The organism is Hymenobacter sp. FMD4 (assembly GCF_058932745.1).
Window position 1 is genome coordinate 100,028 of record NZ_JBZYWH010000009.1, and the last position, 14,004, is coordinate 114,031.

General features: G+C 58.5%; 11 protein-coding genes. 5 read left to right on the forward strand and 6 right to left on the reverse strand.

Features of this window, described 5'->3' with window-relative positions; translation table 11 throughout:
- Nucleotides 1–20: 20 nt before the first annotated feature.
- Nucleotides 21–3,089, forward strand: a complete 3,069-nt coding sequence (locus AC5FXY_RS10900) for a M4 family metallopeptidase (protein WP_493556697.1) — start codon at nt 21–23, stop codon at nt 3,087–3,089.
- A gap of 144 nt (nt 3,090–3,233) precedes the next feature.
- On the opposite strand, the gene AC5FXY_RS10905 is transcribed toward AC5FXY_RS10900, so the two are convergent.
- Together AC5FXY_RS10905 and AC5FXY_RS10910 are read right to left on the reverse strand one after the other, a co-directional pair.
- The gene (locus tag AC5FXY_RS10905) at nt 3,234–5,699 is read right to left on the reverse strand and encodes a DUF349 domain-containing protein (protein ID WP_493556698.1); all 2,466 of its coding nucleotides are present in this window, start codon (nt 5,697–5,699) and stop codon (nt 3,234–3,236) included.
- 64 nt (nt 5,700–5,763) lie between these two features.
- The gene (locus AC5FXY_RS10910; protein WP_493556699.1) at nt 5,764–6,330 is read right to left on the reverse strand and encodes a YqgE/AlgH family protein; all 567 of its coding nucleotides are present in this window, start codon (nt 6,328–6,330) and stop codon (nt 5,764–5,766) included.
- Nucleotides 6,331–6,602: 272 nt separating this feature from the next.
- Between AC5FXY_RS10910 and pdxH the strand changes: the two genes are divergently transcribed.
- The 3 genes from pdxH (at nt 6,603) to AC5FXY_RS10925 (ending at nt 9,237) form a co-directional block, all read left to right on the forward strand.
- Nucleotides 6,603–7,253, forward strand: coding sequence for a pyridoxamine 5'-phosphate oxidase (pdxH, locus tag AC5FXY_RS10915; protein ID WP_493556700.1), 651 nt, complete (start codon nt 6,603–6,605; stop codon nt 7,251–7,253).
- Nucleotides 7,254–7,361: 108 nt separating this feature from the next.
- Nucleotides 7,362–8,681: a DUF1015 domain-containing protein gene (locus tag AC5FXY_RS10920; RefSeq protein ID WP_493556701.1), complete on the forward strand. Its 1,320-nt coding sequence runs from the start codon at nt 7,362–7,364 to the stop codon at nt 8,679–8,681.
- Nucleotides 8,656–9,237: a Maf-like protein gene (locus tag AC5FXY_RS10925; RefSeq protein ID WP_493556702.1), complete on the forward strand. Its 582-nt coding sequence runs from the start codon at nt 8,656–8,658 to the stop codon at nt 9,235–9,237. Before AC5FXY_RS10920 ends, AC5FXY_RS10925 begins: the two co-directional genes overlap by 26 nt.
- Nucleotides 9,238–9,398: 161 nt before the next feature.
- Here AC5FXY_RS10925 and AC5FXY_RS10930 read toward each other — a convergent pair whose 3' ends face one another.
- The 3 genes from AC5FXY_RS10930 to AC5FXY_RS10940 all read right to left on the reverse strand — a co-directional run bounded on the left by AC5FXY_RS10930 (nt 9,399) and on the right by AC5FXY_RS10940 (nt 12,994).
- Nucleotides 9,399–9,707, reverse strand: coding sequence for a hypothetical protein (locus AC5FXY_RS10930; RefSeq protein ID WP_493556703.1), 309 nt, complete (start codon nt 9,705–9,707; stop codon nt 9,399–9,401).
- Between the two features lie 270 nt (nt 9,708–9,977).
- Nucleotides 9,978–11,681 carry a catalase gene (locus AC5FXY_RS10935; RefSeq protein ID WP_493556704.1) on the reverse strand — a complete coding sequence of 568 codons (1,704 nt, stop codon included), beginning with the start codon at nt 11,679–11,681 and terminating at the stop codon, nt 9,978–9,980.
- Between the two features lie 155 nt (nt 11,682–11,836).
- Nucleotides 11,837–12,994 (reverse strand): MFS transporter, encoded by a 1,158-nt coding sequence (locus tag AC5FXY_RS10940; RefSeq protein WP_493556705.1) that lies wholly within the window; start codon nt 12,992–12,994, stop codon nt 11,837–11,839.
- A 336-nt stretch (nt 12,995–13,330) separates the two neighbouring features.
- Here AC5FXY_RS10940 and AC5FXY_RS10945 point away from each other — a divergent pair, with 336 nt between their 5' ends.
- Nucleotides 13,331–13,477, forward strand: coding sequence for a DUF308 domain-containing protein (locus AC5FXY_RS10945; protein ID WP_493556706.1), 147 nt, complete (start codon nt 13,331–13,333; stop codon nt 13,475–13,477).
- Nucleotides 13,478–13,574: 97 nt separating this feature from the next.
- On the opposite strand, the gene AC5FXY_RS10950 is transcribed toward AC5FXY_RS10945, so the two are convergent.
- Entirely contained in the window at nt 13,575–14,003 is a 429-nt protein-coding gene (locus tag AC5FXY_RS10950; protein ID WP_493556707.1) for an EamA family transporter, read from the reverse strand.
- Nucleotide 14,004: the final 1 nt, after the last annotated feature.

Sequence of the window (14,004 nt, forward strand, 5' to 3'; positions counted from 1 at the left end):
TACTCCCAATCCTACTACCTATGAAACCAACCTTAGCGTTGGCCGGCTTGCTGTCGGCCAGCAGCGTGCTCGGTGTGGCCTATGGCCAAACATCCGCTGCCCGTCTGAAAGCAACCAACCGAACACTTACGCCCACGGCTGTGCTGCGTACCACCGGCAAACTAAATGGGGCCAGCGCAGCGCAGCTGGAACGCAGTACCGGTCCGCGGGCTGATGTGTCGGCCCGGCTGCACTCGCTGGCCCGGCCTACCGCCTCTGGCAGCGCCCTCGGCCCCATTCGGCTGTGGCGCGACTTGGAGTCGGGGCTGCCTGTTTTTATCAGTGCTACTGCCCAAGCCAGTAACTCTCAGCAGCGCAACAGTCAAACGCCGGAGGCCAGTAGCCTAGCCTTTCTGACTGACTTGAAAGCCGAATTGCAGGTGCAGCAGCCTGACCAGGAGTTTCGGGTAAGTCATGTGGAGCGCGACCAGCTGGGCCAAACCCACATTCGCCTAAGCCAGAATTGGCGGGGAGTACCCGTTTACGGCTCCGAAGTAGTGGTTCACCTGGATGCCAACGGCCAGCCGGTGCGGTTTTCGGGCCGGCATTATCGTTCTCCCTCTTCGCTTACCGACCTCACTCCTGCCATAAGCAACACCAGTGCGGCAGCACATGCTGAAACAGCGCTGCGAAGCAAAACGCACGTCGTGCAGCTTTCCGCCGATGCAAAACGCCTGCTCGACTATTCGGCTCCCATCACGGATCTGGTAGTGTACCATCCCGAGCCTTACGCAGCCCCCATTCTAGCTTGGCACGTAACCACCCGCCCGACGCTGCTGGAACGCTGGGAAACGCTGGTTGATGCTCGTACCGGCACTGTGCTGCGGCAGCACGAAACGTCTTGCTCTGCCAACGGCCCCCACACGGCCCAGGCCCAGGACCTGAGCGGCACGACGCGCACCATCAACACTTACGAGTGGAACAACCGGTTTTACTTTATCGATGGGGCCCAGCCGATGTTCAACCTCGGGCGCTCAACCATGCCCGATGAGCCAGTAGGCGCTCTGTTCACGCTGGATGCCAACAACTCTCGCCCCACAAGCCCAAACATTACCCACGTCGGCAGTACCAACAACAGCTGGAATAACCGCTCGGCCGTGTCGGCTCACTACAACGCCTCGGTAGCTTACAATTACTTCCGCACCACCTTCAACCGCAATTCCCTCGACGGCAACGGTGGCACCATGATCAGCATCGTGCGTTTGGCCGACGACGACGGCACGGGTCTCGACAACGCTTTCTGGAACGGACGTTTTATTGCCTACGGTGAGGGCAACCTTGCTTTTACCCCGCTAGCTGGCAGCCTTGACGTGGCCGGCCACGAAATGACCCACGGCGTGGTGGAAAAAACGGCCAATCTGGTATACCAGGGCCAAAGCGGGGCGCTCAACGAAAGCATGGCCGATGTGTTCGGTTCGATGCTGGACCGCAGCGACTGGCTGATCGGCGAAGATGTGGTGCGTAGTTCGTATTTCCGCAGCGGTGCCCTGCGCTCCATGCAAGACCCGCACAACGGCGGCAGCAGCTTGGCAGACAATGGCTACCAGCCCCGCCATATGAGTGAGCTGTACACCGGCACCCAGGACAACGGCGGGGTGCACATCAACAGCGGCATCGTGAACTGGGCGTTCTATAAGTTTGCCACGGCCATGGGCCGCGAGCATGCCGAGCAAGTCTGGTACCGAGCCCTCACTACTTACCTCACGCGTTCGTCGCAGTTTCTGGATCTGCGCTTGGGCACCATTCAGGCCGCTACCGACCTCTACGGCGCCAGCTCGGCCGATGTAGCCGCGCTGCAAGCTGCCTTTGATGCGGTGGGCATCACGGCCGGCACCTCGCAGCCCCCCACTAACACGCTGCCCACCAATCCCGGCCAGGATTACATTCTTTCCTACGACACCAGCCCCACCGTACCCGGCACGTTCTACCGCAGCAACACCGCGGGCCAGAACTTCCTGCGGTTGTCAAATACCGAAGCGAAGTCCAAACCCAGCGTAACCGATGCCGGTGATAAAGCCGTGTTCGTGGATGCGCAAAACCGCTTGCGGCTGCTGCAGCTCAGCCCGAACGTTAGCGAAACGGTGCTACAAAATCAGCCCGTGTGGCACAACGTGGCCATTTCCAAAGACGGCACCAAGCTAGCGGCGGTAACCACGGCCCAAGATACGGCCATCTACGTGTTCAACCTCGTCAATGGCCAAAGTGTAAAGTACCAACTGTACAACCCCACCTCGGCCGGTACGCGCGGCACCGGCGTTTTGTACGCCGATGCCCTGGAATGGGATTACTCTGGCGAATACCTGTTGTATGACTCCTACAATGTGATTCGCAACTCGCAAGGCCAGTCCATCGACTTCTGGGACATCGGCTTCCTGCGGGCTTGGAACCGCACCGGCAATACTTGGGGCGATGGCCAGATTCAGAAGCTGGTGCAGAATCTGCCCACGGGCATCAGCATCGGCAACCCGGTCTTGTCCAAGAATTCGCCCAACATCATGGCGCTCGACATGCTTGACATAAGTGCAGGCACTCACCCCTTCTCAGTACTGGCAGTAAACCTGGAAACCGGCGACGAAGGCACCATCTTTAGCAATTCAGCCATTCCGGGCACGCCTAACTACAGCAAGCTCGACGACAAAATGCTGTTTACAGCGTTCAATAGCAGCGGCGACACGGTGGTTGCGGTGACCAACCTGAACTCCGATAAACTAACCCCTTCGGGCACTGCCACCGTGCTCATTCCTGATGCCAAATGGGGCATATGGTATGCCCAGGGACAACGGGTGATAACCGCAGCAAAAGAATCGGCGCAAACGGCCCTACCAGGTCTGACAGCTTACCCCAACCCTGTCCGCGAAGAACTCACTGTGCAGGCTGACGCCGCCGCCGAAGCCACGCTGTACGATCTGCTGGGCCGCCCGGTGCGCCAAGCCAAGCTGCAGCCCGGCCGTCGCACTACTGTGGATATGCAAGGTCTTACCGCTGGCACTTATGTTCTGCGCGCCACGGATGGCCAGCACACTTCTACCCGCATGATCGTGAAGCAGTAGCGCTGCCTAGATTCAGCAACCGAAAAAGCTCCGCAGCTAAACTGCGGAGCTTTTTCATGTTTCAAGCCGCTTGCAAATCGCCAGTCCGAAAACGACAAATGCCCAGCTCATGGCTGGGCATTTGTCGTTTTCGGACTGGCCAGACTAGCTGCGTACCACGCGCAGCTGGCGCTTTAGCCGCTCGATGCGCTGCTTGGTCTCGTCGATGCGACCTTGGTACTCCTCGCGCAACTGCCCGGCGTTTTTCGAGCGAGCGAAGAAGTCGAGATTGGTCTGCAACGTAGCCACATCATTTTCGAGCTCGTTGATTTCGCGGCGTAGGCCCTGCTCCTTCCGGTACAGCAGTTGCTGCGCGTCGGGATTCGACTTCATGCGTTGCACCTGCAACTGGAACAGCTGATCTTCGCGCTCCTGGTAAGACAGCCCGGGAATGGTGCTCATGTACTTGCCCATCAGATCGAGGAATTTCTCCTCGGCCTGTGCGCTGCCACGACGGCCGCCTTGCTGCGTATCGCCCTCGCTCCATTCGCTTACCAAGGCTTGCAGCCCTTCCAGGGTACCGGGGTTGTCGGCCGTAAGCGAGCCTACGTGGGAGGCAATGCGGTCCAGACGGGCCGTCTGCTCCTGCGACAACTGCTGGATGTGCTGTTCGCGCTGACGTGACTCCTGCTGCTTGCGTTCAAAGAACGCGTCGCAGGCAGTGCGGAAGCGGTGCCAGATCTTGTCTGATTGCTTTTCAGGCACTCGGCCAATGCCTTTCCACTCCTTTTGCACCCGAATCACCGTTTCGCGGCCTTCTTCCCAGTTCGGGTTTTCGAGCGCCGCTTCGGCCTGCTCACACAGCGCGATTTTGGCTTTCAGGTTGCGAGCTTTTTCCTCGTCGAGAGCTTTGAAAAACTGGTTCTTGTGCTGGAAGAAGCCTTTGTAGGCGCCCCAGAACTGCTTGTTCATGGTTTCGGCCTGGCTGCGCGGCACAAGGCCGGCGGCATCCCATTGCTCCTTCAGCGCTTGCAGCTCGTCGGTTTTGGCGCGCCACTCGTTTACTCGCTCCGTCTTGAAGTCGCCATACGGGATGATCTGCGCTAGCAGTTCCTGCTTGCGCTGGAGGTTGGCATTCTCCTGAGCCGAGCGCGCATCCATAAAGGAACGCTTCCGCTCATGCACCTTTTCGGAAGCCTGCAAGAAACGCTGCCACAGCGGCTCACGCATCTCGTTGGGCACTGGGCCGACGATCTTCCAGTCTTCGTGCAGCTGCCGCAGCTCTGTTAGGGCTTTGTTGATGCTGGGCTGCTGCGAAAGAGCTTCGGCGCGCTGAATCAGGGCTTCCTTGGCTTCCTGGTTGCGCCGACGGTCCAGCTCCTTCATTTCGAAGAACAGCCCGCGGTTGTTGTAATAGATGTCCAGCAGGGCGTGGTAACTGTTCCACAATTCCTGTGCTTGCTGCTGCGGCACGGGGCCGGTGGATTTCCACTCGGCCTGCAGCGTTTTGATGCGAGCAGAGCTGTCTTTGGTTTCTGCCGATTCCACGAGCTGCCGCAGCTGTGTCAGCAGGTTCTGCTTGTGCACGAGGTTTTGGACGCGCTGCTCGTCTTCCTGCTTGGCGTCGCGTACGCGGGCTTCGCGGTAATCCTGCATGGCCTTGTTTACCTCGGCGTAGCCCTCCGGCCCACTGAAGTCAAACGTATCTGCCTCGTTGCCAGCCTCCGCAAAACGCTGCCGGGCAGCTGTACGCTCGGTGTTTACGCCTTGCTCATATTGCCGGTGCAAGTCGTGGATCTGCTTGCGGTTCTGACGGGCATCGGGCCGGCGCAGCAATTCCAGGATGTACGTTCCTTGAGCCGCAATATCTAGCGTGGCAAAATCCGGAGCCGGGGTTTCGGGAACGTACTCTTCTTCGTCTTCGTGCGCAGCAGATGCCGCCGCTTGCGAAGCCGATTCGTTGTTCGAAGTCGGTAAAGCCGCCAGCGGAGCCGGATTGGTTTCCAAATCCTCTGCAGAGGCCAAGGGTTGAGCCGGTAAAGTTACCGCGACAGGTTCCGGTTGAGCTTCAGTTGACTCCGTAGCATGTGCTACCGCTCCAGGGCCTTCGTGGCCGTAATGCGCTTCGGCGCGCTGCTGCGAGGCCGACGAATGGGCCTCTGGGGTGGTAGCCTCAAGGGAAGCTTCCAAGCCAGCGCCGGGGGCAGGCAGCACGGGAGTAGATTCGGTGTAGATGGTACCGGCAGGCGCTGTAGGCTCCGCGGCACTGGGCGCCGACGTTTCGACAGGGGCCGATGGCTCGGCCGGAACTTCGGAGCCTCCTACCGAGGCCACAGCGGGCTGGGCCGAAGGCGAGGCATCGGCTTCAATATCGGGGTTGGCTATGCTCGGTACAGGAACATCGGCAGCCGAGGGCACCGCCATGCCTACCTCAGCGGGTTGGGGCACTAAGGGCTCAGCAGCGGCGGGCGGCGTGGTAGCGGGTTGTTGCGAAGCAGCATCGGCAGCGGAAGCGTCAGGTTGTTGACGCGTCTGCGCGATTTCGGCCAGCCGACGTTCCAGAATGCTCATGGGCGAATCTGAATTCTCATCGGGGCGGTTGGGGGCGGTATTCTCGTTCTCAGGTAGCATGTTTCTCTCAACAAAGCAGCCCGGCTGACCGCAATTGGATCGGGCCGGGCAGGCGTGGGGTCGGTTAGTTTAGGCGCGGATCAACGGGATAGTTGGACAAGACGCGGTAGCGCCCGCCTTTTTCGCGCAAGATAGCCTGCCAGAAAGCATCAGTAGTCAAAGTAAACACTTTCCCGGCAGCATTTGGATGGACAATCCAAGTATTTTCCTGCACTTCGCCGGCTAGCTGACCTGCAGTCCAGCCGGAATAACCCACGTACAGGCGCAAATCATTTTCGGTCAACTCCCCTGACGCTATCAGGCCCAGGAATACCTCAAAGTCCCCGCCCCAGTAGACATCCGGGCCCAGCGGCTCGGCGCCGGGAATATCAGCTCGGCGGTGCAGATAATGCAATGTATCGGGCTGCACGGGCCCGCCCACGTGCAAGGTCAAGCCAGCAGCGGGGTGTTCGTCTTCGCCGGGCAAGCTCATGGCATCACCCAGGTTGACGGTAGTAGGCCGGTTGAGCATCAGGCCGAAAGACCCTTCCTCCTCGTCGTGGCGGCACAGCAATACCACCGACCGCTCAAAGTTGGGGTCGCCCAGAAAGGGTTGCGAAATCAGGAGGCTGCCGCTGCGCAGAGTAGACATGTCGGGGCAGGGTTTGAAGTGAAACAAAGAAAGGCACTGGCGCCTGGGTGCACCGCAAAGATGAACGAAGAACCATGTCCCGCAAGTCCCAGCCGTTTTTGACTTACGTTGGCAAGGGTGCTGCAGGTTCCAACTGTGACCGGCTTTACCACTTGAATGTTCTGTCAGGGGCGAAAAAAATTTCCTCAAAATTGCTGCCCTCGGTGACGCAATGCCGAATGTGCCAGGCCGGATTTTGCCGCTACTTTTGCACGTCCATCCCCACCTGCACTATGCAAGACCAACACTTGGCCGATTTGCGCAAAACCTACGCCCAACAAGCTCTGAGCGAAGTCGCTGCCGATACCGATGCCCTCCGGCAGTTTCGCCGTTGGCTCGACGAAGCCTTACAAGCGCAAGTGGACGAGCCGACAGCCATGGTACTCAGCACCGTGAGTACTGCGGGCCAGCCCTCTGCCCGGGTGGTGCTACTTAAAGGCCTGCCCGACGATGCAGGCTTTTTGTTCTACACCAACTACGACTCGCGCAAAGGCCAGGACTTGGCGCAGGCGCCCAATGCCGCCCTAACCTTTTTCTGGCCTGGCTTGGAACGGCAGGTTCGGGTAGAGGGCCTAGTAGAAAAGGCTTCGGAAGCCTTGTCGACGGAATATTTCCAAAGCCGACCGCGCGGCAGTCAAATTGGGGCCTGGGCCTCGCCGCAAAGCCAGCCCATCAGCAGCCGGGAAGAACTGGAGCAGCGCGAACTGGAAATCACCGAACGCTTCGCCGATCAGGAACCACTGCCCCGCCCGCCCCACTGGGGTGGCTACGTGCTACGTCCAACGCGCGTGGAATTCTGGCAGGGCCGCCCCTCCCGCCTGCACGACCGACTGCTGTACGAACGCACCGATGACGGCTGGCAGCGCAGCCGCTTAGCTCCCTGAGTCAATCTAAAAATTCAAAAGTGAGCAGTTAAAAAGGTCGAGCCAGCCCAGTTAGGGTCAACCTTGCTTCATTTTTAAATTTTTGATTTCTCCTTTCCAATAGAATAAATGGCCGAAATACAACCCGTACGGGCTTGGCGCTACAATCCCGAGTTAAGCCAACGCATTGATGATTATGTCTCGCCGCTGTTTGACGTGGTATCGGCGAAGCAGCGGGAGGCGCTGTACCGTAACCCGCTGAACAGCATTCATCTTTCGGTGCCGCGTGAAGGCGCCGACCCGACCGGGGAAGCGTTACGCCGCCTTACCGAGTGGCAACAGAGTGGTGTGGTGGAGCAGGATGCGCTGCCGGGTATCTATGTGTATTATCAGTATTTCCGTTTGCCCGGGAGCACCCGCGAGTTTTGTCGGAAAGGCTTTATGTGCCACATCCGGGCTTATGATTGGGCCGATAATGTGGTGCTACGCCACGAAAATACCCTACCCGGTGCCGTGAACGACCGCGCGGAGTTGCTGGCCCGCACGCAGTTTCAGACCAGCGCTACCCACGGCCTGTACCGCGACGAAACCTTCGAGTTGGAACGCTACCTCGACGAGGCAGTTCAGGACCCGCTCTGCCAAACGGAAGAAGATTATCAAGGCGCCCGCGACGTGCTGGCCGTCATTCAGGATGCCGCGGTTATTCGGCGCTTTCAGCAGGTGCTCGCCGAGAAGCAGATAATCTTGGCCGATGGGCATCACCGCTACGAAGGCTCCTTGGTATACCGCCAGTCGCGCATGAGCGCCGATCCGCATCACAACGGCCACGAGCCCTGGCACTACCATCTCATGTACCTCACCAACGCGGCGTCCGACGACCTGCGCATTCTGCCCACGCACCGACTGCTGCTGGACTTTCCCGCGGGCCTGACCGATGGGGAGTTTCTGGAGCGCCTAGTCCCCTACTTTGTGGTGACGGAGCGGGAAGATGCCTTCGCCTTACCCGAACTGATTGCGGGCAAGCAATGGGCCTTTGGCCTGTACCTGAACGGGCAACCGTACAAGCTACGGCTGCGCCCCGAAGCGCACGCCCTGCTCGCTTGGGACACCACTCCGGAGGTCAAAGCTCTTGACCTGACGGTAATGCATTACTTCGTGCTGGAGCGGGCACTGGGCATAGTTGGCCCCGAGGCTCAACGCCATTGGTCGGGCGTGGTATACGTGCGCAACTTTGCGGAATGCCTGAAGCGCGTAGACACCGGTGAGGCCCGCGCCGCGCTTATCACCAATGAAGTGACCATGGATGAAGTGGAACGCGTGTGCCATTCCGGCGCCGTGATGCCGCCCAAATCCACCTTCTTCTATCCCAAAACCCTCGGTGGCCTGCTCTTCACCAGCATCCACGACAACGAGCCCGTGCCCTATGCCCCGTTTACTCCTAGCCTCTAACTCCCCGCGTCGGCGCCAGTTGCTCACCGATTTGGGTCTCGCTTACGAAGTGCGCTTGAAGGACGTCGACGAAAGCTTTCCGGCGCACCTGCAGCGAGCCGAAATAGCTGAGTTTTTAGCCGCTCACAAAGCCAGTGCTTACCGCGACGAGCTTCAACCCGGCGACGTGCTGCTGACCGCCGACACCATTGTGTGCCTCGATGAGCAAGTGCTGAACAAGCCCGCCGACGAGGACGAAGCCATCCGAATGCTCTCGCTGTTGCAAGGCCGCGCCCACGATGTATACACCGGCGTGTGCCTGCTCACCGGCGAAGGCCAGGAAGTAATTTTCTCCGATCAGACCCGTGTACATTTTCGTCCGCTCAGCGAAACTGAAATTTGCTATTACGTGCGCAACTACCGCCCGCTTGATAAAGCTGGTGCGTATGGAGCGCAGGATTGGATAGGTCTGGTAGCCGTGACGCGGCTGGAAGGCTCTTACTTTAATGTAATGGGCCTACCGGTGCACCGGGTGTATGAAGAGTTGGAGAAACTTGGCTTTGGGGTGCAGGGCTGATAAGCGAAATCAGTGAAAAGAGTAACTCGTCTGGGGTGCTTTTGACGCGCTGTTCCTTTGGCTAGCCTATAGCCAGCTTGGCTGCAGCTGCTCGTATCCAAATGAAAGTTTCTTTCATCGCCGGGGAACAGCTTGACGTTTTATTTACTCAACTGCAAACCCTAAGCGCTATACCCTCCAGGGCGTGGTCCGATGGCTGCAATCTGCGTGTTGACGATCAGCGGCTGGGGAGTCTCGGTGTAAGCCCGCAGCAAGCGAGCTAGTGCCCGCACAGCAGACGCCCGCGCACTACCGGGGATGCGCCGCGCAATGGACCCAAGCGCCACCGCTAGTGGTGAGGGCTCGGCTTCAGCCGCAAGCAGGACGCATGTGGCGTGTTGGCTTCCAGCCGAGCCGGTTTGAGCCGATGACTGCTGATAAGGAAGGCTAGCGAAGAACAGCAGCAGTAAAATCAGTGCGACCTGGTTCATGGCAGTGCGGTACGAGGAGGAGTGGAATCAAGGCTCTTACACCTTGGGCGAAGACCATACCAAAGGACCGCCAAAACCACACGAGCCACAATCGCACATGCATGTATGCACGCACCTGTGTTCAGCATTCAGCCCACTTTTTTATGTGATAGGCGTGATGCAACCCCTTTTAAGTTTGGTTATCAGGGAGAGGCTCCTTTGACCTGTCAACATAAAAAAAGCCGGACTTCTGTCCGGCCTTTTCTACTCGTGGAAAAAAATAGCTAACCGTTAGTACGGCTTGGCTTCGTGGCCTTGCACCTCGGCTTGCTCCACAGCCTGCAGTTGCTGGCCTTCGTTGTATTGATTACCGCCTTGTGCTTGTTTGCCGCTGCTGGCCTGCTTGATGCCGTCGGCGAGGCGCTTACCCCAATCAGGGTCGCAGTTGGTGCACAGCTCGATCATCTTGTCCTGAATTACTTTGTTGGCATCGGCCAAGGCCCCCACCATATTATTGATCAGGTCGTCACGTTCCCAGTCTTCGTGTAAGCGGTACCGCTCGCCGGCTTGCTTGAAGTTGTTCTGCCGGTCGATGGTTTGCTTCATCACGCGGCCGCTGTACTGCGGCATGTGGTCGGGGGCGCTGCGGGGCGCCTCCTTTAGGCCGTTCAGTGAGCTAGGTTCGTAGTTGACGTGGTTGTTCTGCCCTGGCGCTGCGTCCACGTGATAAGCCATCTGACCGTCGCGCTGGTTGGTAGCCACGTGTTTTTTCGGAGCGTTGATGGGCAGCTGCAGATAGTTAGTGCCCACGCGGTAGCGCTGCGTATCGGAGTACGAGAAGGTGCGCCCCTGCAGCATTTTGTCATCGGAGAAATCGAGGCCATCGACTAGCACGCCGGTACCAAACGCTGATTGCTCCACTTCGGCGAAGTAGTTTTCGGGGTTGCGGTTCAGCGTCATTTTACCCACGGGCAGGAAAGGGAACTGATCCTGGGGCCAGATCTTAGTATCGTCGAGCGGGTCGAAGTCAAGCTCCGGGTGCTCGTCGTCAGACATGATCTGCACGCACAGTTCCCACTGCGGGAAATCGCCGCGCTCAATGGCCTCGAACAGGTCCTGGGTGGCGTGGTTGAAGTTTTTGGCCTGGATGGCTTCGGCTTCAGCAGCCGTGAGATTCTTGATGCCTTGCAGCGGCTCCCAGTGGTATTTTACCAGCACGGCCTCGCCCTGTGCGTTTACCCACTTGTAGGTATTCACGCCCGAGCCCTGCATCTGGCGGTAGTTAGCCGGAATGCCCCAGGGCGAAAACAGGAAAGCCACCATGTGCATGGCTTCCGGGGTGTTGCAGATAAAGTCAAAAATCCGCTCGCCGCTTTGACGGTTAGTTACCGGGTCAGGTTTCTGCGAGTGAATCAGGTCCGGAAACTTCATCGCGTCGCGGATGAAGAACACCTTAAGGTTGTTGCCCACCAAGTCCCAGTTGCCGTCTTCGGTGTAGAATTTTACCGCAAAGCCGCGCGGGTCGCGCAGGGTTTCGGGCGAGTGGCCACCGTGACCTACCGTGGAAAAGCGCACAAAAACGGGCGTCTGCTTGCCTTTTTCCTGAAACAGCTTGGCACGGGTATACTTTGCAACCGGCTCACTGCCTACGGTACCATAAGCTTCAAATACGCCGTGGGCGCCGGCTCCACGGGCATGCACTACGCGCTCGGGAATCCGTTCCCGGTCGAAGTGGCTGATTTTTTCAATGAAGGCGTAGTTTTCAAGCGTGGCCGGTCCACGGTTTCCCAGGGTCCGGATGTTCTGGTTGTTGGTGAGCGGGTGGCCTTGACGGGTGGTCAGCGTCTGGGCATTTTCGCCCTCCGTCGTACGCTGATCGTGCGAGGAGCCAGTGCCCGTCACAGCGGTGCCGGTGCCGTCGGCGGGCGTGTGCCCATTACCGTTCTGGGGGCCCTTGTGGCCATTTTCTTGGGGTGATGTTTGGTTGGTAGCCATTGGCGTCCTGGTTAAGGTTGCCTAATGTATACCCATAAAGCCCCTATCCGGTTTGAGCTTTCGGAGAATAATTCTCCGAAAGAACCGGTAGAAGCGTTAAAGCTGGGCTACCAACCCGACCTTTCATACGCCTTGATTACGACAATGTTATATTCTCAAAGCTTCGCCCGCGAGGCTACTAAGGCCACGCAAAGGCCCATTACCGCGATGAGAGTGTAGGAAATGCGCAGGCTGGTAGCCCCTGCCACCAGCCCGATGATGGGCGGGCCGACCAAGAAGCCTAGAAAGCCAATGGTAGACACCGCCGCCAACGCCATTCCCGGCGACATCACCTGGGAGCGGCCTGCCGCGCTGAACACCAGCGGCACTACCGACGAGGTACCAAATCCCACCAGCATAAAGCCCAGCAGTGCCGGCCACAGCGACGGAAACAACACTGCAATCAGCAGGCCCGCCGCTATAAGCAGCCCGCTCAGCTGCACCACTCGTTTGGCCCCGAGCTGCGCCGTAAGCCAATCAGAACCGAAGCGGCCGAGGGCCATGGTGCTCATGAAGGCCGTATAGCCGGCTCCTACCCAAGCCTTTTCGGCCTGCACTACTTTCTTGAAGTACACGCCGCTCCAGTCGAACATAGCACCTTCGCAGATAAGCGCGCAAAAAGCCAGTGCCCCTAGGCCGAGCAAAGTGCGGTCGGGCAGCACGAACAAAGGTTGTTCCTCCGCGTCGTCGCTTTCCGCGGGCGGCAGCAAGGCCCCCGCACTCAACACCACCCCAAGCAGAATCAGCCCCAGAATTAGCAGAAAGTGATATTGCGGCACAATGCCCCAGCCAATCATGGCTGTACCGATGGCTGCCCCCGTAAAGCCGGCGAGGCTCCACATACCGTGAAATGAGCCCATGATGGGCCGTTGGTACAAAGCCTCCACTCCCACCGCTTGGGTGTTAATGGAGATGTTCATCAGGTTGCTCGTGAAGCCGAATATCACTAGGAAAGCCGCTAGCTGCCATGGCTGCTGAGCCCATCCCAAGCCCACCAAGCAAGTGCTGTATAGCAGTGCCCCCACAATCGCGGTACGGCGGCTGCCAAACTTATGGATCAGCCAACCCGAAAACGGCAGCGAAGGCAACTGCCCCAGCGGCAACGACAACAGCATAAGCCCGAGCGCGGCATCTGTGATGCCCATGCGCTGCTGAATAGTTGGGATACGGGATGCCCAACTGGCAAAAATGAGGCCTTGCAAAAAAAACCAAGCCGCTACCGCTAAGCGGTGCGTGCGCGGGGCAAGCTGCCCTGGTAAAGTCAACGAAAGCATATGCAATTACCCAGTCAAAGGCTGAAGACAAAAGCGCCCAACGGCGCCGGAGCTTTGTGGGTGGGAAAGAAAGGAGCGGTGCGGCGAAGGTACGGCCTAGGCCTGTAACGGGTTATTGATGAGGCGCTCAGCATCGATACCTGACACTCATGACTTTGAAAGAAAAACGCTACACAGTGCTTTTATAACCGATTCGCCTTTCCAATCCAAATCTGGTTATTTTTTATGCCTATGCTAAAATTCTACTTTGATGCTCGGCTCCATTCTGGACGCAAGCCTACGATTCAAATACCACGCGCAGAGTAGATTCTATTCATCTAGCAAGTAATCAGTATCGTGGCCGGTGTTGCAGCGATGGCATGGTCGGGCCTAACCTCGCTCCTGCTGCTGTACCTAATTACTTTGTGGGCCATTTCCACTGGCTTCTTTGAAATCATCACCGTCATCCGCCTGCACCGCAAGTTGACGGTCGAACAGGAATAGTGCAAGTGGCCTTGAAAAGCTGGATAGACTCATCCTTTTCACCTGCTTACATGGGGTCTGAGGTTACCAGCAGTTGCACAGGACCGGAAGGCGCGACCTAGTGCCCGCGCGCCAGCAGTGCAATACCGCCCACAATCAGCAGCAGCCCGAGCACCTGAGGCACCGTCAGGGCTTCGCGCAGTATTACCAGCCCCAGCAGCGCGGTGAGCAGTACCGAGCCGCCCACAATCACGGGTGTACCCACCGACGACGGCACGCCGCGGCTGAACACAACGAACGTCAAAATTTCGGCCAGGCCAACGCCCAGTCCCGCCAGCGCCGCTAGCCACAGCCCCTTGCTGGACATCGGCAATGGCTGCCCCTGCAGCTTTAGTTTCAGCAGCCACATTGCTCCCAGGGCAGCAGCCACGAGTTGCAGAACCACAGCGCCTACGGCCGCGGGTACGTGTTCCGAGGCCAGCTTGATAAAGAAGTTGTACAGTGCCAGTGCGAAAGCCGTCAGCAGCGCCAGTGCAAGCCAATGCATA